Origin of the sequence: Actinocorallia longicatena (assembly GCF_039534125.1) — a bacterium.
Classification (GTDB): domain Bacteria; phylum Actinomycetota; class Actinomycetes; order Streptosporangiales; family Streptosporangiaceae; genus Actinocorallia; species Actinocorallia longicatena.
Genome location: NZ_BAAAUV010000005.1, coordinates 218678 through 234352 on the forward strand (window position 1 = coordinate 218678; position 15675 = coordinate 234352).

Genomic DNA, 15675 nt, shown 5'->3' on the forward strand with positions numbered 1-15675 from the left:
GCGGGCTCGGTCAGGCCGGGAGGCCCACAGTGATCTTCCACTCCTTCAGGGAGCGGTCCCTGGTGACGTCGAGGCGGGTGTAGGGGTCCTGGTCGACGAGGGCCTGGGCGGCGTCCTGGTCTTCGGCGGACAGGACGATGATCCCGCCGGTCAGGTCGGCGAGGGGGCCCGCGAGGACGAGGGAGCCGTCCTTCTGGAGCCTGGCCAGGTGGTCCAGGTGGTCGGGGCGGTGCTCGGCGCGGAGCGGGGTGTCGTTGTAGCCGTAGGTCAGGATGAAGTGGGCCATCGGTTCGTTCCTTTCGGGTGGGCGGGTGTCCGGCGGGGCCGGGGGATACGGGGTCAGCCCGTGCTGACGGACTGGCGCTGGCGGCCGAGGCCGTCGATCTCGATCTCGATGACGTCGCCCGCCTTCAGGTAGGGGAAGCGGCCGGAGAGCGCCACGCCCTCGGGGGTGCCCGTGAAGATCAGGTCGCCGGGCCGGAGCGTCATCGCCTGGGAGAGGTACCAGACGAGATGGCCGACGCCGAAGATCATGTCCTTGGTCGCGGAGTTCTGCCGGGGCTCGCCGTTGACCCAGGAGCGGATGCCGAGGGCGCCCGGATCCACCGGGCCGATGACGAGGGACGGGCCGAGCGGGCCGAAGGTCGGGAAGGACTTGCCCTGGGACCACTGGCCGCCGTCCTTGCCGAGTTGCCGGTCGCGCTCGGACACGTCGTTGCCGATGGTGTATCCGGCGATGACCGCGGGCGCGTCGCCGGGCGAGGCCAGCCGGCCGGCCTGAGCGCCGATCACGACGACGAGTTCGGCCTCCCAGTCCGACCGGACGCTGCCCGGCGGCAGGACCACGTCGTCGCCGGCGCCGGTCAGGCAGCTCGGATGCTTGAAGAAGAGGATCGGTTCCCGGGGCGGAGCGCTGCCCGACTCGGCGGCATGGGCCGCGTAGTTCTGGCCGATGCACAGCACGGCGCCCGGACGCGCGACGGGGACGCCGGTCCGCAGGCCGGCCGCGCCCGGCAGCTCCCGGAGCCCGCCCGCCTCGTAGGCCGTGCGGACCCGCTCGATCCCCCCGGAGCCGAGGAAGTCCGGATCGATGTCGCCGGTCACGGGGCTCAGGTCGTAGATCGTTCCGGCCGCTCGCAGCGCCGGGATCTCGGCGCCGGGCGGGCCGAGCCGCAGTAGTTCCATGGTCGTGGTTCTCCTGGATCAGGAAGGGACGGGGGCGTGGATCGGGGTGCTGAGACCGGTGAGCGCGCGGCCGCTGCCGCCCTGGGCGTCGGCGATGAGCTCCGCCGCGATGGAGACGGCGGTCTCCTCGGGCGTCCGGGCGCCGAGGTCGAGCCCGATGGGGGAGCGCAGGCGGGCGAGCGAGGCGGGCGGCACCCCGGCCTCGCGCAGCCGTCTGAGCCTGTCCTCGTGCGTGCGGCGGCTGCCCATGGCCCCGACGTAGGCGGCCGGGGTCTCCAGCGCGGCCGTGAGCAGCGGGATGTCGAACTTCGGATCATGGGTGAGGACGCACAGAGAGGTCGAGGAGTCCACCTCCGCGCGTTCGAGGTAGCGGTGCGGCCAGTCGACGACGATCTCGTCGGCCTCCGGGAACCGGGTGGCCGTCGCGAAGACGGGACGGGCGTCGCAGACGACCACGTGGTAGCCCAGGAACTTCCCGATCCGGGCCACCGCGGAGGCGAAGTCGATCGCCCCGAAGACGATGAGACGCGGCGGCGGCGCGAACGACTCGACGAACACGGTCAGGTCGTCCCTCCGTCGCTCGCCGTGCGGGCCGATGCCGAGGGCGGCGCTCATGCCCCGGGCCAGCAGGCCCCGCGCGTCGAGGGCGACGGCTTCGGTGAGCCGGTCGTCCCCGAGGCCGCCCAGGACCTCGCCGGGGGTGACGATGACCTGCCGTCCGGCGCCGGGTCCCGCGACCACGGTCGCGACGCAGACCGCCGTGCGCTCCCGGACGGCCGCCGCGACCCGGGAGACGGCCGTCCGGAGCTCCCCGGTGACCGGCCGCACGAAGACGTCGAGGATCCCGCCGCAGGTCAGCCCGACCGCGAACGCCTCGTCGTCGGAGACCCCGTAGCGGAGCAGCCGCGGCCGCCCGGTCGCGATCGCCTCGACGCACTCCTCGTAGACCGCCCCCTCCACACAGCCGCCGGACACGCTCCCGACGGCCTCACCGTCCGCCCGGACGGCCATCGAGGCTCCCGGACGGCGCGGAGCCGAGCCCCACGTGCCGACGACCGTCCCGACGGCGAAGCCGTCACCGGCGGCCGCCCAGTCCTGGAGGGAGGGAAGGATGTCACGCATCGCGATCCCCGAGCCCGTAGACGCGGCGCGCGGTGCGGGAGAACACGTCGGCCTGCTCCCCGGCGCTCCGGTGGGCGAGGGCCTCCCTCCACGCCCCGGTCAGCTCGGCGGCGGACGTCCACAGCTTCTCGACCGGCAGGTTCGTGCCGAACATCGCCCGCCCGGACCCGAACGCGCCGAGGACCTCGTCCGCCACGAACCGGAGCAGCCCGGGGTCGACCCGGTGGACGAAGGTCCCCTGCCCGGTCAGCTTGACGACGACGTTCGGAAGGGCGGCCAGCTCCCGCATCCCGGCCCGCCATCCGGCGACCGTCGCCGCGTCCTCGGGGTCGGTGAGCATCCCGGCGTGCACCAGGACGAAGGTCACCTCGGGATGCTCCGCCACCAGCTCGGCGGCGTCGCGCATCTGCCCGGGGAAGACCTGGAGCTCGAACAGCCAGCCCAGCTCCCGGAGCGCGGCGATGTTGCGGCGGAAGACCGGGTCCCTCATCCGGTCGGGGCCGTCGGCGAAGCGGAACTCCGGGCGCTCGTGCCAGTGGAGCTGGAGCCGGGTCCCCACCACGAGCGGGCTGATCTCCCGCTGGGCCCGCATGACCTTTACTGCGTCCGCGGAGAACAGGTCGGCACAGCCCACCATCGCCGTCGGCCAGCCGGTCTCGGCGTGGAGGCCGGCGATCCAGCGCACCTCGTCGACGACGCGGTCCATGGGCCAGTTCGGCTGCACGTACACCGAGGAGACGATCCCGGCCGACGCGGCGTCGGCCCGGTACTCACCGATCAGGTAGTCGCGCCGGATCGGCTCGTACGGCCCGAAGATCCGGGGGACCATCGGCCCGGACAGCCAGGGCATGTCGGCCCGCCGCCAGACGTGGTGGTGGGAGTCGACGATGTCACCCGAGTACTCGGACACGGCTCTTCTCTCTGTTCGTCGGGGCATGGGCGAATCCCTCCCGGACGGCCGCGAGCGCCGTCTCGAGGTCCCGGACCCCCGTGAGCGCGTCGAGGTCGCCGAGGATCGCCGACATCCCCCTGGTCAGCGGCCGGTAGTCGGGATGGCAGGCCGGCGGGGACCACCAGTCCAGCCGGTGGGAGAGCCGTGCCAGCCGGTGCACGGCCCCGGCCATGGCCGCGCAGTCCCCGCGTTCGAGCCCGTCGGACAGGACGAGGACCAGCGCCCCCCTGGCCATGGTCACGAACCGGTCGTCGCCGAGGAACGCCCGGAGGTTCTCGCCGATCAGGGTGCCCCCGTCGGCGTCCAGCACCAGCCGGGCGAGGGAGGCCAGCGCGGTGTCCACCCCGGGGTCGCGGAGCGTCGAGGTGACCCTGGTCAGGCGGGTGCCGAAGGTGAAGACCTCCGCACGGTCGCAGGACGCGACCACCGCGTGGGCGAACCGCAGGAGGTCGGGGCTGTACCGCTTCATCGACCCGGACACGTCGATGAGCAGCAGCACCCGGCGCCGGCGCGGCGGCCGGTGCCGCCAGTACAGATGGACGAACTCGCCCTGCGTCCGCCGGGAGGCGCGGCAGATCGCCCGCAGGTCGAGACGGACCCCGCGGCCGCCCCTGCGGTGGCGGCGCGAACGCACCCCCGGGACCGCCGCGGGCAGCTCACGGCGGATCAGCCGCAGCAGCGCGTGGGCGGGGGCGCCGGTCGGGGCGAACACGCGCACCGCGTCGAGGCGGGACGTGCTCGCCTCGAGCCCCGGCCCGCCCGCCTGCGCGGCCGCGAGGTCGCCCGGCTCGTCCCCGCTCTCGGCGGGGCCCGGTTCGCCGCGGTCGTCCTCGGTCTCGCCGGGCGGCTCGTCCGCGGTCACGACGGCGTCCTCGGCCGTCCCGAAGTACCGGTGGAACACCTCGTCGAAGGCCGGCAGATCGGATCGCGCGGTCACGAGCGTCGCTACCGCGATCCAGTACAGCCGGCCCGTCGTGGACGGCGCGAGGAGCTCGACGCCCGACAGGAAGTCGAGCTGTTTGCCCGCCGGGACGCCGACGCCCCGTGTCCGCAGCGCCCGCAGGAACCCGAACAGATGGTCCTGCGCCCGCGCGACCAGCCGGGAGTCCGGTCCGGCGCCCATGTCAGAGGCCGTCATCGGGGAAGACCTCGGCGGAGTGGGCGGCGACCAGGGCGCCGTCCTCCTCGTTCTTCAGGACCAGCCCCAGCGACGCGCGCAGCGCCTCGGTCCAGGCGGTGCCCTCCCCGGCGAGGGCGAGCGAGCCCTGCGCCCAGGCGATGGTCTCGGCGATGCCCGGCCGCTTCATCGGCCCCAGGGAGCGGATGACGTTGACCGAACGGACGAGCTGCGCGGCGGCGCGGGCGCCGAGCCCCGGAGCCTGCGCCTCGACGATCATCCGCTCCCGCTCGGGATCGGGGAAGGGTATCCAGTGGTAGAGGCAGCGCCGCTTGAGCGCGTCGTGGAGTTCCCGGGTCCGGTTGGAGCTGAGCACCACGACCGGGGGGACGGCCGCCGTGACGGTGCCGAGCTCGGGGATGGTGATCTGGAACTCGTCGAGGAACTCCAGGAGGAAGGCCTCGAACTCGCTGTCGGCCCGGTCGATCTCGTCGATGAGCAGCACCGCGCCCGAGGGCGAGCGCAGCGAGCGCAGCAGCGGACGCTCCTGGAGGAACCCTGCCGAGTACAGGTCGCCGATCGCGCCGTGCTCGCCCTCGGCGGCCCGCAGGCTCAGGAGCTGCCGGGGATGGTCCCACTCGTAGAGCGCCTGGGAGACCTCGATGCCCTCGTAGCACTGGAGCCGGATGAGCTCACGGCCGAGGACTCCGGCCAGGACGTGCGCGACCCGGGTCTTGCCGACCCCCGGCTCCCCCTCCAGCAGCAGGGGGCGGCCGAGGCCGATCGCCAGCCGGATCGCGGTCAGCAGGCCGTCGTCGGCGAAGTACCCGAGCTCCCGCAGCCTCCGGCCGATGCTCTCGTGGTCGATCAGCGTCACGGGCGGTCCTCGTCGTCCAGGGCGTCGAGTCCGCGCAGGATCGACTCCGGGGTGAACGGCATGGTCGTCAGCCGCACGCCGCAGGCGTCGAAGATGGCGTTGGCGATCGCGGGGATGGGGGCGTTGGCGGTCATCTCGCCGATGCCCTTGGCGCCGAACGGCCCGTCGGCCGCCGGACGTTCGAGGATCACGCTGGTCTGCACCGGAATCTCCGCGGGACCCGGCATGAGGTACTCGCAGAAGTCGATGGGCCCGTGCGCCCGCGACGCCGGGTAGTAGGGCTCCGTCGACTCGAAGATCGCGTGGGAGACGCCCATCCAGGCGCCGCCCTCGACCTGCTGGGTCGCCATCGCCGGATTGAGGGCCCGGCCGATCTCGTAGGCGTTGTGCAGGCTCAGGACGGTGACGACCCCGGTCTCGTCGTCCACCTCCACCTCCGCGACGGTGCAGGCGTGGGCCTGGCAGGAGTCGGGGTCCATCTCGCCGGTCTCCGGGACGGGATAGCTCCGCTCCTTGAGGAAGATCCCGCGGCCGGAGATCGTCCTGCCCTGCTTGAAGTGGGCGGCCAGGGCGACGTCCTGGACGTGGATCCGCGTCTCGGGGCTCCCCTTGACCAGGACGTAACCGGTGCCGTCGGTCTCCAGGTCGCCCGCGTCGACCTCCAGCTCGTCGGCCGCCACCCGGAGCATCACCTCGCGGGCCTCCCGGGCCGCCATGATGACGGCGTTGCCGACCCGGTGGGTCCCGCGGCTGGCGAAGGTGCCCATGCAGTGCGGGCCGGTGTCGGTGTCCGCGGTGTCGACGATGATGTTCTCCATCGGGACGCCGAGGACCTCCGCCGCGCACTGGGCGGCGATGGTCCTGAGCCCCTGGCCGAGGTCGACCGACGAGAGGCTGACGACGAATCCGCCCATGGTCGTCGCGTGGATGAGGGCCTGGGACGGGTCGCCGCCCAGATTCATGCCCGTCGGGTAGTTGACCGAGGCGTAGCCGCGGCCGTGGCGCAGGGTCATCTCAGGCTTCTCTCGGCAGGTCGGAGGACAGGGCCAGGTACTCCTCGGGCAGCTCGTGCCCGACGAGGGCCGCCGCCCGCTGGATGACCTCGATCAGGGCGGTGCCGGAGGCGACCTTCCGGTGGGCCTTCATGTCGCCGTCGCGGTAGGCGTTGCGCAGGCGGAACTGCAGCGGGTCGATGCCGAGAGCGCGGGCGATCCGGTCCATCTGGGACTCGATGGCGAAGTCGGCGATCGTGACCCCGAATCCGCGCATCGCGCTCGACGGGGTCCGGTTGGTGTAGACGCAGTGGCAGTCGGCGTGGACGTTGGGGATCGTGTACGGGCCGGGCAGATGGGCCGAGGCCTTGGTCGCCCCGTAGGGGGAGTGGCGGGCGTAGGCGCCCGCGTCGACATAGAGCATGATCTTGCGGGCGACGATGCGGCCGTCGTCCATGACGCCGTCCTTGATGTAGATGCGCTCGGCCGCCCGTGGTGAGGAGACCTGCATCTCCTCCTCGCGTGTGTAGACGAACTTCACCGGCCGCCGGGTGAGCGTCGCCGCGATGCAGGCCAGCGGCTCGACCATGACGTCGACCTTGCCGCCGAACCCGCCGCCGACCGTCCCGCCCTTGACCCGGAGGTCGGTGAACGGCCGGTCGAGGATGAGGGCGGTGTTGTCGAGGGTGAAGAACGCCGCCTGGGTGTTGGTGTGGATGAGAAGGCGGCCGTCGCTCTGCGGGACGACCACGCAGCCCGTCGTCTCGGTGGGGGCGTGCTCGATCGGGGCGGAGGAGTACCGCCACTCGAAGACGTGGTCGGCCTGGGCGAAGCCCGCCTCGACGTCGCCGAAGCGGATCCGCCGAGCATGGTGGCCCTCGTAGACGAAGTAGTTCGTCCCGGCCTTCTTGATGATCGGCGCGTCGGGGGACATGGCCTCCTCGACGTCGAGGACGGCGGGCAGCTCGGTGTAGGTCACCCTGACCCGGGCGGCCCCCTCGATCGCGGCCGCCTCCGAGTCCGCGACCACCGCGACGATCGGCTCGCCCACGTAGATGACGCGGTCCTCGGCCAGGACGGGCTCGTCGTCGGGCCCGATGCCGATGAGCCGCAGGACGGTGTACCAGTTCGCGGGCACGTCCTCGTGGGTGATGACCCGCAGGACCCCGGGCACCCGCAGCGTCTCGGAGCAGTCGACGCCGGTGATGAGCGCGTGGTGGTGGACGGATCGGTGGATCTTGACATGGGCGAGGTCGGGGAAGGTCCGGTCCTCGAAGAACTCCGTCCGGCCGGTCACGTGGCCGAGCGCGTCCGAACGCTGGACGGTGGTGCCGATGACGGTGAAGTCCGCGGCGCGCTCGTCCTTGAAGTACTCGCCGTCGATCGGGTTGACGCGTGCCATCAGACCTGCGCCTCCCGGCTCCGGGCGGGGGAGGCGGCCCGCCGGACCGCGGCGGCCGTCCGGATGGCGCTGACGATCGGCTCGTAGCCGGTGCAGCGGCAGACGTTCCCGCTGATCGCCTCGTTGATCTCCTCGTCCGTCGGATCGGCGTTCCGTTCCAGCAGGGCCTCCGCCGACATGATCATCCCCGGGGTGCAGAAGCCGCACTGCGTGGCGAACCCGTCGAGGAACGCCTGCTGGACATCGCTGAGCCGCTGCCCGTCGGCGAGGCCCTCCACCGTGCCCACCGAAGCGCCGTCGACGGTGACGGCGGGCACCAGGCACGACACGACGGGCTCGCCGTCGAGCAGGACCGTGCACGAACCGCAGGCGCCCTGGGCGCAGCCGCGCTTGGCGCCCATGAGCCCGAGATGCTCGCGCAGCGCGCCGAGCAGGGTCGTCCCGGGCTCGGCCATGAGCGCCTTGCCGACGCCGTTGACCTTCAGACTGACGATTCTGATCGTCATGGCCGCTCGTCCTCGCTCTCTTGTCAGTGGCCGAGCAGCGCTCGGCGGAGGTGCACGGGGAAGACCCGCGCGCGGTACCAGGCGGAGGCGTAGGCGTCGTCCGCGGGGGAGATCTCGCCGAGCCCGGCCTCGGCGGCCCGCCGCACGGCCGGGACGTCGAGCGGGGAGCCGATCAGCGCCCGTTCGACGGCGACGGCGCGGACGACCCCGGGTCCGACGCCGCCGAGGGCGACCCTGGCGGCGGAGACGACGCCGTCCACCTCGGTGACGGTGGCCGCGACCGTCACCAGGGACGCGGAGTTGAAGCGGCGGCGGGAGGCCTTGAGATACCGGAAGGAGCCGGCCGCGGGGAGCCCGAAGACGATCTCGGTGACCAGGGCCGGGGGAGCGGTGCCGGCGAGGAGGTCCTCCACCGGCAGCTCATGGGTCCCGCCGGAGTCGGCCAGCGTGACCCGGGCGTCCAGCGCGACGAGCGCGACCGTCAGGTCGCCGTGGGGCCGCCGGGCGAACAGGTTGCCTCCGGCCGTGGCCAGGGTGCGCACGGGGACCGAGGCGATCGACCGCACGACGGGACGCAGGACCGCGAGCCTTGCGTCGCGTTCGATCCGGGAGAGCGTCGCCGCCGCTCCCAGCCGCACGACTCCGCCGTCGACCCGGATCCCGCCGAGGCCCGCGCGGCGCAGCGAGATCAGCTCGGTCTCCGGCGACGCGTGGTCGTTGAGCGACGGCATCAGGCTCGTGCCGCCGGCCAGGACCCGCGCGCCCGTGGCCATCAGGCCGACGACGGCGGCGGTGCCGTCAGGGACGTGAACCTCGGTGAGCATGGGGGCGGCTCCTTTTATCGATATCGATAATTAGACTAAGGAGGTCTCACTATGATGGTCAAGACCAGATCCGCGAACCGTCGCCGCGACGGTCCGCCCGAGCTCACGGAGGACGGCGCGTGACCACCGAAGGACCGGCCGGCGGCACCCCCGCACCCCGCCGGGCGAAGCCGCTCCTCAGCTCGAACATCCGGGACGGCCTGGTGGAGATGATCGTGTCCGGCCGGCTGGAGGCCGGCGAGCGCCTCGTCGAGACGAGGATCGCCGCCGACTTCAACACGAGCCAGGCCCCGGTGCGGGAGGCCCTGCGGGAGCTGGAGGGCCTCGGGCTCGTCGAGAGCAGGCCGCGGCGGGGACGGCACGTGGTGCCGTTCGTCGAGCAGACCATCCGCGAGGCCTATGTGGTCAGGGCCGCGCTGGAGGAGACGGCCACCCGGCTGGCGATGCTCGGCGGACGCCTCCCGCTGGAGGCCATGCGCCGCGACGTCGAGGAGATGTACCGGAACGCGGCGGCGGGGGACGTCCGGGCGATGGGGCTGGCCAGTACCCGGTTCCACCGCCGGGTGATCGTGGCCGCCGCCAACCGGCTCCTGGAGCGGGCTTGGGAGAGCCTGCAGATCGAGGCGCGGACGGCCATCGCCCTCGTGGTGACCGATCCCGACCTCACCCATGTGGCCGACGAGCATAGCGAGCTGCTGGCCGTCCTGGAGGAGGGCGACCTGGAGGCGGCCTGCCTGCACGCCCGCGTGCACCAGTGGGCCTACGCCGATCTCCCGCACGACATGCACGGCACGGAACGCACCGTGCGCCACCCCGGCGGGGTCCTCTCAGCCCCCGGCTCCTGAGGGGAAGCCGGGCCCGGTGATCAGACGCCCCTGGAACAGGAGCTGGAGCGCCTGGACGGTGGCGCGGAAGTCACGGGCGCCGGTCAGCGCGGCGTCGTCGTAGAGCCCGCGCATGATGGCGAAGACGGCGTTGGCGGCGCCCCCGGGCGTCACGTCCGGGTTCAGCTCGCCGTCCCGGTGGGCCTGGACGATCACGGCTTCCACGATCTCCCGCAGCGACGCGAAGATGCTGTCGCTGATCTTCGACAGCACCGCCCGGTCGGTGCCGGGCGCGCGCACGGCCCGGTCGAAGGCGACGGCGTGGGGGTAGTCCTGCACGATCTGGGCGCCCTGGTCGATGAGGGCCACCAGCTTGCCGACCAGGCCGTCGGCACGGTCCACGGCCGCGGCCAGGCCGGGCATGGTCGCCTGGCCGACCTCCAGGTAGGCCGCCTTGACGATCTCCGCCTTGTTGGGGAAGTAGTGGTACAGGCTGCCGCTCGTCATGTCGGCCGCGCGGGCGATCTCCCGGATCGTCGCCCGGGCGTACCCCATCTCGGCGACGCACTGCATGGTCGCCGCGATGATCCGCTCGCGGGTGTCCTCGCCGCGAGAGCCCACCGGCCGCCCGAGCGACGCCACACCTTCCGACACCGCGTCCCCCTCGACCAGCCGACCTCGGGCCATGGTACGCCGCGGACGACGGCCCCCGGGGCGCGCACGCCCGGATGAGGGGCCCTTGACGACCTCCGGCACCGAACCCATACTTACGAATCAATCAACTGATCAATTAATTCCAGAGGGCCCGGGAGGCCGTGCCGTGAGCGAGCCGTCAGAGGGGCTGCCGCTGTACGTGCGGATCCGGAGCACGTGCTTCTTCGTCTTCTACGACGTCCCCGCGCAGTGGATCGGCATGCACGCCGATCCCTGGCCCGCCGATGTCCAGAAGCGCTCGTACTTCAGCGGGCCCGTCTGCGGCGAGGGTTCGGATCGGCCCTGCCCCGATCCCGCCCTGCCGCTCCCCACCAAGCGCTCCGGCCACATCGGCACCGACGGCGGGCTCGTCCTGCCGTCCGGTGCGGAGCTGCCCGGGGCCGTCCCCTTCGAACGACCGGAACAGGAGAGGGAACCGTGAGTGGACAGCAGGGAGAAAAGCGGCCGTCCGTGGTGACGGAGCCGCCGGAGGCGGTGGCCGCACTCGGATCGAGGGTCCGTCCGAAGAGCAGGCCCGTACGGATGTGGGCCCTGCTCGGCGGCGCGATCCTGCTCTTCCAGATCTCCGTGTGGGCCCGGTGGATCTCGGGGCCCAACTTCGAGCGGGTGCCCGCCGGACCGAGCGATCCGCCGACGCTGATGAAGGCGGTGCTCATCACCTGGACGGTGGTGATCATCCTCGGCCTGCCCGCCGGCGTCTACTTCTTCATCGTCCGGCCCTGGCGGCGGGAACGGCGGATCACGCTGGACGGCATGCTCCTGGTCTCCTGCGGCCTGCTGTTCTTCCAGGACCCGCTGCTGAACTACTTCAACACCTGGAGCACCTACAACACCTGGATGTGGAACCAGGGTTCCTGGGTCCTGGACGTCCCCGGGTGGCGGTCCTTCGGGGAACCCGGCCGGATGATGGCCGAACCGCTGCTCATGAACGCGCCCGGCTACTCCTACGGGGTCCTGCTGTGCACGATCCTGGGCTGCTGGGTCATGCGCCGGGCCAAGGCCCGGTGGCCGGGCATCAGCAACGCCGGGCTCATCGGCGTGCTCATCGTCTGGACGTTCTTCTTCGACCTCGTCATCGAGGGCCTGTTCCTGATGCCGATGGGCCTGTTCACCTATCCGGGCGCGATCAGGTCGCTGTCGATCAACGCCGGCACCTACTACCAGTGGCCCGTCTACGAGGGGCTGATGTGGGGCGGCGTCCAGGCGGGCCTGTGCGCGTTGCGGTACTTCACCGACGACCGCGGCCGGACCTTCGTCGAACGGGGCCTCGACCAGGTCAGAGGCGGTTTCCTTCGGCAGCAGGGCACCCGCTTCCTCGCGGTCTTCGCGGCGTGCAGCGTCTTCTTCTTCGTCTTCTACAACCTTCCGGCGCAGTGGTTCGCGATGCACACCGACCCCTGGCCCGCCGACATCCAGAAGCGCTCCTACTTCATGATGGGCATCTGCGGCGACGGAACCGGCCGGCTGTGCCCCGATCCCTCGCTGCCCATCTCGGGCAACGACGTCGCCACCATCACGCCGGACGGCAGGGTCGTCCTCCCGCCCGGCAGGGAACTCCCGAAGATCATCCCCTTCGACAAGGGCCGCTGAGCCCGACCACGCAGCGCTACGAGAAGGGCTCGGAACCCCCATGACCAGCGACACGATCCTCGTGACCGGAGCGTTCGGTTCCGTCGGCGCCGAAGTCGTCCGGCATCTGACCGGCCAGGGCCGGCGGGTGACGGCCACCGACCTCGACGTTCCGTCGAACCGGAGGAAGGCCGCCTCGTTCCGGAGGGCGGGAGCGGAGGTGCGCTGGGCGGACCTCACCCGGGACGACGAGGTGCACGGTCTCCTCGCCCGCACCGAACCCATGGCGATCATCCACCTCGCGGCCGTGATACCGCCGTTCTGCTACGCCCGTCCCGGGCTCGCCCACCGGGTCAACGTGGACGCCACCGCCGCGCTGATCCAGGGGGCGCGCGATCTTCCGTCCCCGCCCCGCTTCGTCCAGGCCTCCAGCGTCGCCGTCCACGGTCCCCGCAATCCCCACCGGCACACCGGCCTCCTGACGCCCACGACGCCGCTCAACCCGTCCGACGTGTACGGAGAGCACAAGGCCCGGGTCGAGGAGCGGCTCATGGCGTCGGGCCTGGACTGGGCGATCCTGCGGATCGGCGGCGTGATCGTCCCCGAGCCGCACTGGCACTTCGACCTCGACCTCGTCACCTTCCAGGGCATGCTGCCCGTCGACGGCCGCATCCACACGGTGGACGCCCGCGACGCGGCACGGGCCTTCGGCACGGCGGCGACGGCCGGCGTCCCGCGCGAGGTCTACCTCATCGGCGGCGACCCCACCCACCGCGTCCGCCAGGGGGATCTCGCGCCCGCCATCGCCGCGGTCATGGGACTCGGCGGCGGCCTGCCACCGGGACGGCCCGGCGACCCCGGCCGGGACCAGGCCTGGTTCGCCACCGACTGGATGGACACCACCCGCGCGCAGGAGGTCCTCTCCTTCCAGCGCCACCCGCTCCCCGACACCTTCAGGGAGATCGAGACGAAGGTCGGCTGGCGGCGGAGGCCGCTGAGCCTGATCGCCCCGGCGCTGCGCGGCTACCTCCGGCGCCGGTCCGCCCCCTATGAGACGGACGGCCCGCACGCCGATCCCTGGACGGAGATGAGCGCCAGATGGGGCAGTACCGCAACGGAGCCGGTCCGATGAGGGTCGCCCAGGAGGCGCCGTTCTACCGGGCGGCCGGTGACGAGGCGGAGGTCTTCCGCGCTGCGGCCGGCGGCGGCCTGCCGGTGCTGCTGAAGGGGCCCACGGGCTGCGGGAAGACCCGCTTCGTCCAGGCCATGGCCCACGAACTCGGCCGCGAGCTGATCACCATCGCGGGACACGAGGACATGACGTCGGCGGACCTGGTCGGCCGGTTCCTGCTGAAGGGGGGCGAGACGGTGTGGGTGGACGGGCCGCTGACGCGCGCCGTCCGCCAGGGCGCTCTCTGCTACCTCGACGAGGTGGTGGAGGCGCGCCAGGACACCATCGTGGTCATCCATCCGCTCGCCGACCACCGGCGCGAACTCGCTCTCGACCGGCTGGGCACGACCCTGCCCGCGGCGGACGGGTTCCAGCTCGTGATCTCCTACAACCCCGGCTACCAGAGCGTCCTGAAGAACATCAAGGAGTCGACCCGCCAGCGGTTCGTCGCGATCGAGCTCGGCTTCCCCCCGGCCGAGATCGAGACGGAGATCGTCGCCCGCGAGGCCGGGATCGACGTCCGGACCGCCGGCGATCTGGTCCGGCTCGGGAACGCCATCCGGAACCTGGACGGAGCGCCGCTGCGCGAGGTGTCCTCCACCCGGATGCTGATCCTGGCCGGGGCCCTGGTCGCCCAGGGACTCGGCCTGCGCAGCGCCGCCAGGTCCGCGATCGTCCAGGTCCTCTCCGACGATCCCGACGTCGTCCACGCCCTCGGCGAGCTCGCCGACGCCGTCCTGCCGCGGCCATGACCGGCACCGGACGGTTCCGGTTCCTCGCCACCGCCGTGGCGGGCAGGGCCGTCGATGTCGCGGAGGCCGAGGCGGGGGCGGCCGCCCACACCGACGGCCACGTCATCTACGTCACCGCGGGAGCCACCGCCGAGCGGCAGCGCCACGAGGTCCTGGCCCAGAGCGCCCTCCTCGGCGCGGGCAGCCTGGACCGGAGATGGACCGGCGCCCTCCGGGGACGCCCCTCGACGGCCCGCCGCTACCTGGCGCTCGAAGGCCGCCGGGTCCTCGCGGGGCTCGCCGGGCGGTATCCGCTGGCGGCCGAGCTCAGCCTCGGCGGTGAGCCGCGGACCACCACTGCGGGAGAGTCGCTCGACCTGGCCAGGGGCCGCACGGCGATCCCCGGCCCGCCCGGCTGGTTCGGCGTCATCCGGCCCGGCCTGCCGCCCGCCCCGGCCGCGGGACCCGGCGCCCAGGCCGCCGGGGACGACCTCCGCCTGGAGTTCGTCCCGGACGACGACCCCGAGGACGAGGACGATGCCGATCAGGGGCCATCGGAGGAGAGCAGGATCCTCAAGCTGTTCCAGAACCCGCTGTTCGCCTCGCGGACCGTCGCGGACTTCTTCCGGAAGCTGGCCGGCGGGGCGCGGACGCCCGCCGACGGGCCCGCGGGCGTCGAGGCGACGGTCCGCTCGATCCGGCGGGCGCACGAGGCCGGAGACCACGTCAGGCCCGTGGCCACCCGCATCCGGTTCGACGGCGGCAGGCCCGGCGCCGCCCTGGGCGTCGGGGGAGCCCTCCACCCCGAATGGGACGCCCACCGCCACCGGTACCGGCCGGACTGGTGCCGGGTCCTCGACTTCCCGCTGGCCGTCCCCGCGGACCTCTCCGCGGCGGGCGTCGCACGGGACCCCGTGCTGAGCCGGAGCCTGTCCCGGGTCGGTCTCGGCCCCACGATCCTGCGCGGCCGCCGGGACGGCGACGAGGTGGACACCGACGCGCTCGTCGATCTGTTCACCGACCTCCGGTCCGGGCACTCGCCGCCCGAGCACGTCTATCTGGACCGCCGGAAGCTCGAACGCGACCTCGGCGTCCTCATCCTGCTCGACGCCTCGGGGTCGGCCGTCGACGCCGATCCCGGCGGCCTCGCCGTGCACGATCACCAGCGGAGGGCGGCGGCGTGCCTGGCCGCCGCGCTCGAGGAACTCGGGGACCGCGTCGCCGTCCACGCGTTCCGGTCGCACGGCCGGCACGCCGTCCACCTGCCCGCCGTCAAGACCTTCGGGCAGCGGTTCGGCGCGGTCGGGCGGGCCAGGCTCAACCGGCTGGAGCCGTCGGGCTACACGCGCCTCGGCGCCGGAATCCGCCACGCGGGACGGATCCTCAGGGCCGAGGCGGGCACGCGGCATCGGCTCCTGGTCGTCCTCTCGGACGGGTTCCCCTACGACGACGGCTATGAGGGGCGTTACGCCGAGGCCGACGTCGCCAAGGCCCTGGAGGAGCTCCACGCCGACGGCGTGGCCTGCCTCTGCCTCTCCCTCGGTGCCGCGACGGAGGGCGACGTCCTCGAGCGGGTCTTCGGTGCGGCCGGTCACGCGGGCGCGGCGACCCTGGCCGAACTGAGCCCGCGCATGGACACGCTGTTCCTCTCCGCCCTCCGGCACCTCTCGGCGCCGCGGCCGCCCTGAG

17 protein-coding genes are annotated in these 15675 nt (G+C 72.8%); 6 read left to right on the forward strand and 11 right to left on the reverse strand.

The genetic code is table 11. The features are described from left to right. Positions 1-10 precede the first annotated feature (10 nt). Genes ABD785_RS11805 through ABD785_RS11850 form a run of 10 tightly spaced genes read right to left on the reverse strand, consistent with a single transcriptional unit; the run spans position 11 to position 8977 of the window. Positions 11-286, reverse strand: a complete 276-nt coding sequence (locus ABD785_RS11805; RefSeq protein ID WP_344826136.1) for a YciI family protein — start codon at positions 284-286, stop codon at positions 11-13. 53 nt (positions 287-339) lie between these two features. Further along, a complete protein-coding gene (locus ABD785_RS11810; protein ID WP_344826139.1) occupies positions 340-1185 on the reverse strand; it encodes a fumarylacetoacetate hydrolase family protein in 846 nt (281 codons plus the stop codon). 18 nt (positions 1186-1203) lie between these two features. Further along, positions 1204-2307 (reverse strand): XdhC family protein, encoded by a 1104-nt coding sequence (locus ABD785_RS11815; RefSeq protein WP_344826142.1) that lies wholly within the window; start codon positions 2305-2307, stop codon positions 1204-1206. Next, entirely contained in the window at positions 2300-3217 is a 918-nt protein-coding gene (locus tag ABD785_RS11820; protein WP_344826145.1) for an amidohydrolase family protein, read from the reverse strand. The genes ABD785_RS11815 and ABD785_RS11820 overlap by 8 nt, the downstream gene beginning before the upstream one ends. Further along, positions 3198-4397 carry a vWA domain-containing protein gene (locus tag ABD785_RS11825; protein WP_344826147.1) on the reverse strand — a complete coding sequence of 400 codons (1200 nt, stop codon included), beginning with the start codon at positions 4395-4397 and terminating at the stop codon, positions 3198-3200. Before ABD785_RS11825 ends, ABD785_RS11820 begins: the two co-directional genes overlap by 20 nt. Further along, positions 4384-5253 carry an AAA family ATPase gene (locus tag ABD785_RS11830; protein WP_344826150.1) on the reverse strand — a complete coding sequence of 290 codons (870 nt, stop codon included), beginning with the start codon at positions 5251-5253 and terminating at the stop codon, positions 4384-4386. Before ABD785_RS11830 ends, ABD785_RS11825 begins: the two co-directional genes overlap by 14 nt. Continuing rightward, entirely contained in the window at positions 5250-6266 is a 1017-nt protein-coding gene (locus ABD785_RS11835; protein WP_344826153.1) for a xanthine dehydrogenase family protein molybdopterin-binding subunit, read from the reverse strand. The genes ABD785_RS11830 and ABD785_RS11835 overlap by 4 nt, the downstream gene beginning before the upstream one ends. A gap of 1 nt (position 6267) precedes the next feature. Continuing rightward, complete coding sequence (locus ABD785_RS11840) at positions 6268-7647, reverse strand: xanthine dehydrogenase family protein molybdopterin-binding subunit (protein ID WP_344826156.1); 1380 nt, start codon at positions 7645-7647, stop codon at positions 6268-6270. After that, positions 7647-8153, reverse strand: a complete 507-nt coding sequence (locus tag ABD785_RS11845) for a (2Fe-2S)-binding protein (RefSeq protein WP_344826159.1) — start codon at positions 8151-8153, stop codon at positions 7647-7649. Before ABD785_RS11845 ends, ABD785_RS11840 begins: the two co-directional genes overlap by 1 nt. Positions 8154-8176: 23 nt before the next feature. After that, positions 8177-8977, reverse strand: a complete 801-nt coding sequence (locus tag ABD785_RS11850) for an FAD binding domain-containing protein (RefSeq protein ID WP_344826162.1) — start codon at positions 8975-8977, stop codon at positions 8177-8179. 119 nt (positions 8978-9096) lie between these two features. On the opposite strand from ABD785_RS11850, the gene ABD785_RS11855 reads away from it, so the two are divergent. Further along, positions 9097-9822 carry a GntR family transcriptional regulator gene (locus tag ABD785_RS11855; protein ID WP_344826165.1) on the forward strand — a complete coding sequence of 242 codons (726 nt, stop codon included), beginning with the start codon at positions 9097-9099 and terminating at the stop codon, positions 9820-9822. Here the strand turns inward: ABD785_RS11855 and ABD785_RS11860 are convergent. Beyond that, the gene (locus tag ABD785_RS11860) at positions 9805-10455 is read right to left on the reverse strand and encodes a TetR/AcrR family transcriptional regulator (protein ID WP_344826168.1); all 651 of its coding nucleotides are present in this window, start codon (positions 10453-10455) and stop codon (positions 9805-9807) included. The two genes, ABD785_RS11855 and ABD785_RS11860, sit on opposite strands and share 18 nt — an antisense overlap. Before the next feature lie 166 nt (positions 10456-10621). On the opposite strand from ABD785_RS11860, the gene ABD785_RS11865 reads away from it, so the two are divergent. From ABD785_RS11865 to ABD785_RS11885, 5 genes are read left to right on the forward strand one after another with little or no spacing between them, the layout of a single operon-like run. Continuing rightward, a complete protein-coding gene (locus ABD785_RS11865; RefSeq protein WP_344826171.1) occupies positions 10622-10936 on the forward strand; it encodes a hypothetical protein in 315 nt (104 codons plus the stop codon). Beyond that, positions 10933-12105 (forward strand): spirocyclase AveC family protein, encoded by a 1173-nt coding sequence (locus ABD785_RS11870; protein ID WP_344826174.1) that lies wholly within the window; start codon positions 10933-10935, stop codon positions 12103-12105. Before ABD785_RS11865 ends, ABD785_RS11870 begins: the two co-directional genes overlap by 4 nt. 40 nt (positions 12106-12145) lie before the next feature. Beyond that, positions 12146-13216, forward strand: a complete 1071-nt coding sequence (locus ABD785_RS11875) for an NAD-dependent epimerase/dehydratase family protein (protein WP_344826177.1) — start codon at positions 12146-12148, stop codon at positions 13214-13216. After that, positions 13213-14007 carry a CbbQ/NirQ/NorQ/GpvN family protein gene (locus ABD785_RS11880; RefSeq protein ID WP_344826180.1) on the forward strand — a complete coding sequence of 265 codons (795 nt, stop codon included), beginning with the start codon at positions 13213-13215 and terminating at the stop codon, positions 14005-14007. Before ABD785_RS11875 ends, ABD785_RS11880 begins: the two co-directional genes overlap by 4 nt. Continuing rightward, positions 14004-15674, forward strand: a complete 1671-nt coding sequence (locus tag ABD785_RS11885) for a nitric oxide reductase activation protein NorD (RefSeq protein ID WP_344826183.1) — start codon at positions 14004-14006, stop codon at positions 15672-15674. The genes ABD785_RS11880 and ABD785_RS11885 overlap by 4 nt, the downstream gene beginning before the upstream one ends. Position 15675: the final 1 nt, after the last annotated feature.